Annotated in this window: 8 protein-coding genes, 1 pseudogene and 1 riboswitch; of the genes and pseudogenes, 5 read left to right on the plus strand and 4 right to left on the minus strand. The window is 43.6% G+C overall.

Translation table 11 applies throughout. The features are described from left to right. The 3 genes from EDD59_RS17385 to EDD59_RS17395 all read left to right on the plus strand — a co-directional run. The coding region (locus EDD59_RS17385) for an SDR family oxidoreductase (protein WP_132384208.1) at positions 1-426 on the plus strand (426 nt) is incomplete at its 5' end. A 402-nt stretch (positions 427-828) separates the two neighbouring features. Then, positions 829-1,593: a 4Fe-4S binding protein gene (locus EDD59_RS17390; RefSeq protein WP_132384210.1), complete on the plus strand. Its 765-nt coding sequence runs from the start codon at positions 829-831 to the stop codon at positions 1,591-1,593. Further along, positions 1,571-2,107 (plus strand): PadR family transcriptional regulator, encoded by a 537-nt coding sequence (locus EDD59_RS17395; RefSeq protein WP_132384212.1) that lies wholly within the window; start codon positions 1,571-1,573, stop codon positions 2,105-2,107. Before EDD59_RS17390 ends, EDD59_RS17395 begins: the two co-directional genes overlap by 23 nt. A 70-nt stretch (positions 2,108-2,177) precedes the next feature. Here the strand turns inward: EDD59_RS17395 and EDD59_RS17400 are convergent, their stop codons facing one another. The 4 genes and pseudogenes from EDD59_RS17400 to thiW all read right to left on the minus strand — a co-directional run bounded on the left by EDD59_RS17400 (position 2,178) and on the right by thiW (position 3,756). Beyond that, positions 2,178-2,840, minus strand: a complete 663-nt coding sequence (locus EDD59_RS17400) for an HAD family hydrolase (RefSeq protein WP_243117482.1) — start codon at positions 2,838-2,840, stop codon at positions 2,178-2,180. A gap of 130 nt (positions 2,841-2,970) precedes the next feature. Further along, positions 2,971-3,045 (minus strand): annotated as a pseudogene (locus tag EDD59_RS18635) (hypothetical protein); the annotation flags it as partial. After that, on the minus strand, positions 3,015-3,245 hold the full coding sequence (locus tag EDD59_RS17405) for a hydroxyethylthiazole kinase (RefSeq protein WP_279233378.1): 231 nt from the start codon (positions 3,243-3,245) through the stop codon (positions 3,015-3,017). The pseudogene EDD59_RS18635 and the gene EDD59_RS17405, both read right to left, overlap by 31 nt. Positions 3,246-3,255: 10 nt before the next feature. Continuing rightward, complete coding sequence (gene thiW, locus EDD59_RS17410) at positions 3,256-3,756, minus strand: energy coupling factor transporter S component ThiW (RefSeq protein WP_132384214.1); 501 nt, start codon at positions 3,754-3,756, stop codon at positions 3,256-3,258. 273 nt (positions 3,757-4,029) lie between these two features. Continuing rightward, positions 4,030-4,137, minus strand: a riboswitch (TPP riboswitch). 490 nt (positions 4,138-4,627) lie between these two features. On the opposite strand from thiW, the gene fumC reads away from it, so the two are divergent. Together fumC and EDD59_RS17425 are read left to right on the plus strand one after the other, a co-directional pair. Continuing rightward, entirely contained in the window at positions 4,628-5,977 is a 1,350-nt protein-coding gene (gene fumC / locus EDD59_RS17420) for a class II fumarate hydratase (RefSeq protein WP_132384216.1), read from the plus strand. 26 nt (positions 5,978-6,003) lie between these two features. Next, positions 6,004-6,948: an AEC family transporter gene (locus tag EDD59_RS17425; RefSeq protein ID WP_132384218.1), complete on the plus strand. Its 945-nt coding sequence runs from the start codon at positions 6,004-6,006 to the stop codon at positions 6,946-6,948. Positions 6,949-7,047: the final 99 nt, after the last annotated feature.

The raw sequence follows: 7,047 nt of genomic DNA on the forward strand, positions 1-7,047 counted from the left end.
ACTGTCAGGATACTTTGCAATTACCTACATTTTGTAGGTGCAACGACCTACATTTTTGTTTTGCAACTTTCTGTATTTTTATTATACAATAAACATTCAATCGTAACCTATATAGGCGAGCAGCAATTGATTGATTATACAGCAACCAAAGGCGCTATCGTCGGTTTCACGAGAGCACTGGCAAAAAATGTTGCTAAACAAGGAATTCGAGTGAACGCCGTCGCTCCGGGACGTATCTGGACCCCACTTATTCCGGCAAGTTTTTCGTCAGATGAAGTTGCAGTCTATGGTGCCGATAATCCGATGCAGCGGGTTGCTCAGCCGTTCGAGCTTGCACCTGCTTATGTTTATCTGGCTTCCGACGATTCGCGTTTTGTTACGGGGCAAGTGCTTCATGTGGACGGTGGGGGATCGACAAATTCTTAACCAAAAACCAGTGTATGAGCAACTCTATAACAACTAATAATATCTAAAAACAACCTATAGTTTCAAAATCTATATTGATTTTTCCTCGTTCGTGATTATAATGGGCATAAAGTCTAATAAGAGGAGGAATATATTATGCAAACAACAGCCGAAATTGGTGTAAAGATAGCTCAGGCAAGAAAACTGAAAAACTTCTCACAGACCGACCTGACGGCGAAATGGAGGACTGTGTTTTTGAAGGGATAACATGCACCTCCCGCACCGTTTTCCAGAACGTAATCTTCCGCAATTGCTTTTTTAAAGAACAGCAAGGCTGATATAAGTGGAATCAAGTCATTAAGATTGACGGATATATCAGACTGATATATGATAGATGTATCATGATGATATATTGGAGGGAAAATGAACAGGCAAAAAATAAGAAAATTGCTTATAACAATATCATTATTGTTATTTCCTGTTACATTATACTATTTCAGCCCTGCTTTAATAATCAATGCGGGTCTAAACGGAATTATCAACGGAAGTTTTATTGTGTTTATGCTGCTGTTTTTGCTGTCTATTCCATTTGGCAGAGTGTTTTGTGCCTGCCTCTGCCCGGCAGGGGGATTACAGGAATGTGCATTTGCTATCAATGATAAAAAGCCAAAACAGCAGTGGAAAAATAATATTAAGTACATAATCTGGGTTGTCTGGATTGGCACAGTGATTTTTTGCTATTTCTATAGCGGAAAGATTGTAGCTGTTGATTTTTTCTTTGAAACAAAAAAAGGCATATCTGTTTCATCTATTCAAAGTTACATCATATATTATGGAATTGTATTTTTAATTTTCATACCGCCAATCTTGTTTGAGAAAAGGGCTTTTTGCCATTATTTTTGCTGGATGGCTCCATTTATGATAGCCGGCACAAAAATTCGCAGACTTTTGCATTTGCCTGGACTTTATATTAGAGTCAAAGAAAAAAATGGCTGTGTTTCTTGTGGGAAATGTAACAAGGTCTGTCCTATGGGAGTAGATGTTGTAAAGGCAATTAAAGGAGGACAGATTAAAAGTGCAGAGTGTATTCAGTGTGGAGCTTGCGTTGATTATTGTCCTCAAAATATATTGTCTTACGGAATGATAGACAGAAAGGAAAAGAATAATGGCAACAGAGAAGAAGCTTGATTGTGTTATTTTAGGGCTGTTAAGTCATGAAGAACTGACAGGTTATGAAATTAAGAAAAGAATGGATACCGCTTTAAAATATTTTTGGGGAGCAAGCTATGGCAGCATTTACCCTACTTTAAGTGATTTGGTCAGCCGGGGGTTAGCCACAAAGAAAGAAAGCACAGAAAACAAACGAAATAAGCAGATTTATACCATAACAGATAAGGGGCATAAATATTTAAAACAATGGCTTGCATTGCCTGTTGAAAAGGATGAACTTCGATATGAAACCTTGCTTAAACTTTTCTTTGGAAACGATGTAGGACCCTTGCAGACAATCGAACATATTACAGCATTTCAAGATAAGATTGAAAAAGAAATACCCTATCTCTTGGAAGCAGAAAAGGCCCTTAAAAACTGTCTGAATGACGATGCAACCCACAAATACTACTTGTTGACTGTTGAGTTTGGCATTAAAACATATCATGCCTATTTAGAATGGTGTAAAGAAGCAAAGGAATTTTTATTATAAGTTTGATAATAACAGAAACGAAGACAATTGAAACCTTCTAAACTCGGTTCAGCAATAAAGTTACTTTTCCTTAAAAGCCGCGGATTGTTTCATCCGCAAGGTTTTCAATTTTATCCCAATATTTTTCAGCGCTCTCATCGTATACGCCGATAACATAAAAACCGGCATTTTTTGCTGTCTCAGCAGCGTACAGGGCATCTTCATAGACAGCTGTATTGGCAGGTGAAGCCCCAAGCCGTTTTGCAGCTGCAAAATAGGCATCTGGTTTGTCTTTGCCTGCCCCCACTGTTTCACAGGAGAGCAAGAAACGAAAATGCTTTAGAATATCCAGACGCTTCAGACAAGCTTCCATCAAATGCTCTGCCGTTGCGGATACTACGCACATTTGAACCCCTTTTTGATACAGAAAATCCAGGTATTTCTTCACTCCGCTTTTCAAAGGAATGTCTTTGCGGTAATGCTCACCCATCATAGCATTCATCTCCACAGCGATGCTTTCAGGTGTGCTGTTCAGGGAAAATTCCTGTATGAATAATGCTGCTGCTTCTGTCATGGTCATGGGCTTAATCTTCGCCAGGATGTCCTTTGGAATCTGAGCAATACCCTTGCTTTCAAGAAACTCGCCGGCAAGATGCCCCCAGTACACCATAGAGTCAACTAATGTGCCATCCATATCAAAGATGGCATAGTGCTTATCCATGTCGCTGTAGGTTGCTTCTTTAGAGAAATTCATAGCGGATACCCTCCCTAAGTTGTGTTTCGGTTAAATTAAATACTGCATCAATGAGGTCTGTGCGGAATGTGGCATCCACCGCACTCACATCCACGCCGCTGCCTGCTGACTGTTGACCGGCAAGAAAGCGAATTTCCGAGGCATTTCCCCGAATTGCGGAAAAATGAAGTTCGTTTAGCAGCCTCCGGGCGGTATCTCTGCGCAGCTGTGTTTCCCCTTGCAGACCAGACCCCGGGCACCTTTCACGGACTCCTCGACCTCACGGATATCCTGTGACATGGAAGGAGAGCCACCCGCGGCTAAAATGATATTTGCACAGTCATTGACGGTGACGAAATTTGTAATACATTGAACAAGTGGTGTATTCTGATGCACACAGCGTAAGGAATTAATATAATCAATCATTCTCTCCTCCTTAACTCAGCTCACTTAGCATTCGTCCCAGAGCACCGCTGTGCTTCAAAATCAGCAGTACTGCGACTCCCATTCCTGCGCCCACCACGGCAGAAGGTGTGTAGAATGGTATGTAGTAGAACGGAGACTGTGCATCCAGCCCATAAAACCATTTCATTAATGGATAGGATGCCATCGCACCGCAAAATCCAGTGCCCGCCACTTCACCGATAAATGTCAGGTAGATATTTTTTGTTTTTTTATAAATCAAGCCTCCAAGGATCGGACCAAAAACTGCCCCGGTGACTGCCTGGATGGTGCGGCCGGATAACATCCTTAACACACCGCAGATAAATGCAGCGGCGCACCCGTACCACGGACCTACAAGTACAGCTGCAAGCACATCAACAAAGTGCTGGAAGGGTGCCATGGCAGGGAAATATACAAAAGTGTTTAGTACAAATGCAAGGCAGGCAAGCATTGCGGTTAATACCATTTTTTTTGTGACATTGTTTGTTTTCATTGTAACACTCCTCTCTTATGCAGAGAAAACGGCCGATTACAGCGACGCTTCCCTGAAATAGATATAGTATGCTCTCTAAGAGAGCTGGAAGGTCGGTCGAAGCTCACTGGCTTCCTCTCACGCCGGAATACGGCTTCCCATCGCTGTAGTACAAGACTTAAGGGCGCTCCCCCTTAAGTCTGTCACGGACTTACCGTGCATGCTGAACGCTCTCCTTTCAGAAAAAGTGTAACAAAAATAAGGAGACACCTGACGGATGCCTCCTGTAAAAAAGCCTTAATTACAATGACTTCCTACGGCGGCATTACCCGCATCAGGTTAAAGGGTCGAAGTTGATAACCTCCTCTCAGCCTGTTTATACAAGCTCCCCTGTGTTTTATCGTAAGTATGATTGTACACTTAAAAGTTCGTGATTGCAAGTAGTTTCTTGGAAATTCCCTCCAAAGGAAAATTACAAAAGTTATTAGGACTTCTGTAAAACTTATATATTGAAACGGTATGCAGCAAGAAAGTAAGCCGGGTATTGAAGCCGAATATGGCTTGTGATATTATTAGTTCTATGAAAAACTTAAAAGTTGCTTTATTGCAGATTTTACCTGAAGATACTACAGACGGCAACCTGCATATGCAAAAGTACACACCTGTGATTTTGGAGATGAATGCCGACTGACGGCGGGTGTTGAGGCTGGAGAGGGGGAGGGGATTTATATAGCTGACTTTCCTATTGATGAAATTAGAGAGTACAGACAGCACGAAGTGCATGGAAATGCATACCGCCATCCACAGAAATACAAACTGCTCATTTCTGAAAGCATTGATGAGCCGTTTATCAGAAAGGATTATAAAAGATAGATTTTAGGAGGTAAGGACGATGGAATATCGAATTGAACATGATACTATGGGCGAGGTGAGAGTACCAAAGGAGCACTTCTGGGGTGCCCAGACCCAGCGCAGCTTGGAAAATTTTATGATTGGGGAGGAAACTATGCCCCGTGGTGTTATACGTGCCTTCGCATATCTCAAGAAGGCGGCTGCCGCAGCAAACCGGCATTTTAGAAAGCTTGATGAAGAAAAATATACGGTCATTGCAAACGCCTGTGATCAGATTCTTGCAGGAGAGCAGTGGCAGGAATTTCCACTGAAGGTCTGGCAGACCGGGAGCGGTACGCAGTCCAACATGAATGTCAATGAAGTAATTGCGCATTTGGCCGGAGAGAGGATTCATCCTAACGATCACGTCAATATGTCCCAGAGCTCCAATGACACATTTCCTTCAGCAATGAACATTGCGGCGGTTCTTGCTGTGACAGAGCAGGTTCTGCCGGCCCTGAGGCGTCTTGCAGGTGAATTTGCCCATTTGGAGAAAGAAAATGAGGGAATCATAAAGAGCGGACGCACCCACCTAATGGATGCGACGCCAATTGCATTTTCACAGGAGATTAGTGGCTGGAGAGGTATGCTGGAAGAAACAGAAAACATGCTCTATGCGTCTCTGAACCATTTGCACAAACTGGCTATCGGCGGAACAGCTGTAGGAACCGGCATCAATGCCCCGGAAGGGTTTGATGTGCAGGTGACAAAGCACCTGACTGAGTTAACCGGAGTGGAGTTTATACCGGATGAGAACAAGTTCCACGCACTGACGAGCAAGGATGCCTATGTGTTTGCCCATGGTGCCTTGAAGGCTCTGGCGGCAAATTTGATGAAGATTGCAAACGATGTGCGATGGATGGCCAGCGGTCCGAGATGCGGGCTCGGTGAAATCCAGATTCCGGCCAACGAACCCGGCTCTTCCATTATGCCGGGCAAGGTCAACCCGACTCAGTGCGAGGCGGTGACGATGGTGGCGGTCCAGGTCATGGGGAATGACGCGGCAATTGGCATCGCTGCGTCTCAGGGGAATTTTGAGCTTAATGTATTCATGCCGGTATGTGCATACAATTTCCTGCAGTCCGCACGTCTGCTGGGGGATGTGATGGATTCATTTTGCACGCATTGTGTGAAAGGAATTCGTGCAGAGAGAGAGAACATGGAAAATTACCTGAACAATTCACTTATGCTGGTGACGGCTTTAAGTCCAACGGTTGGCTATGAGAATGCTGCAAAGATTGCCAAGAAAGCTTTTGCCGAGAATATTTCTTTGAAAGAAGCTGCGCTGAAGCTGAAGCTGATTTCTGAGGATGAGTTTGACCGGCTGATGCACTATGAGGAAATGATTTAACATAGAAAGATTTTGGAGTAACAATAATGGATAACCTAATTTTTTGCCTGAATGCGACAGTTCCGATTTTCCTGCTGATGATTCTGGGACTTGTTTTTAATAAAATTGGATGGATTGATGATGTGTTTGCGAAGAAGATGAATAAATTTGTCTTCCTTGTACCGCTGCCGGTTCTGGTGTTTGAGGATCTGGCAACAGTAGATTTTGCGGAAGTGTGGAATCTGAAATTCGTGCTGTTCTGTTTTGGAGCGACGCTCATCAGTATCGTTCTTGCAGCGGCAGTCTCTTTTTGGTGGCGGGACAAAAGTATCCAGGGGGAATTCATACAGGCATCCTACAGAAGCAGTGCTGCTCTTCTTGGAATCGCATTTATCCAAAATATATACGGAAATGCCGGAATGGCGCCATTGATGATTATTGGCAGCGTTCCACTTTATAATGTTATGGCTGTGGTCGTGCTTTCCTTTTTTCAACCGGAGAGGAAGAAACTGGACAGGAAAGTGTGGATTGCTACATTGAAGGGAATTGTCACAAATCCAATTATTATTGGAATTGCCGCCGGGCTTCTCTGGTCGGTTTTGAAGATACCGATGCCGATTGTCATGGAGAAGACAATCTCCAACATCGGAGCAGTGGCAACGCCCATGGGCCTTATGGCTATGGGAGCAACATTTGATATCAGCAAAGCATTTGGAAGGGCCAAACCTGCCATAGTGGCGGCGGTGATGAAACTGGTTGTGTTTGCTGCGGTCTTTCTGCCGCCCGCTGTCTGGCTGGGGTTCCGGAAAGAGGAGCTGGTGGCCATTCTGATTATGCTTGGTTCCGCAACGACAGTGAGTTGTTTCGTAATGGCAAAGAACATGGGGCACGAGGGGGTACTGACATCCAGTGTAGTGATGCTGACCACGATGTTCAGTGCACTTACAGTTACAGGCTGGCTATACATACTAAAAAGCTTTTCTCTGATATAAGAATACTTGAGTTTCCGCAAAATGTAATTTCAAAAGATATAACTTCTCCTAAAGTACCAATCTGCCCTATTTTTGAAAAAAATGAAAGGACAGTATTGT

This window comes from Muricomes intestini (assembly GCF_004346165.1).
Classification (GTDB): domain Bacteria; phylum Bacillota; class Clostridia; order Lachnospirales; family Lachnospiraceae; genus Muricomes; species Muricomes intestini.

Coding starts and splice junctions, on each gene's coding strand:
- EDD59_RS17390 (WP_132384210.1), top strand. CDS start 829: ATGAACAGGCAAAAAATAAGAAAATTGCTTATAACAATATCATTATTG.
- EDD59_RS17395 (WP_132384212.1), top strand. CDS start 1,571: ATGGCAACAGAGAAGAAGCTTGATTGTGTTATTTTAGGGCTGTTAAGT.
- EDD59_RS17400 (WP_243117482.1), bottom strand. CDS start 2,840: ATGAATTTCTCTAAAGAAGCAACCTACAGCGACATGGATAAGCACTAT.
- EDD59_RS17405 (WP_279233378.1), bottom strand. CDS start 3,245: ATGATTGATTATATTAATTCCTTACGCTGTGTGCATCAGAATACACCA.
- thiW (WP_132384214.1), bottom strand. CDS start 3,756: ATGAAAACAAACAATGTCACAAAAAAAATGGTATTAACCGCAATGCTT.
- fumC (WP_132384216.1), top strand. CDS start 4,628: ATGGAATATCGAATTGAACATGATACTATGGGCGAGGTGAGAGTACCA.
- EDD59_RS17425 (WP_132384218.1), top strand. CDS start 6,004: ATGGATAACCTAATTTTTTGCCTGAATGCGACAGTTCCGATTTTCCTG.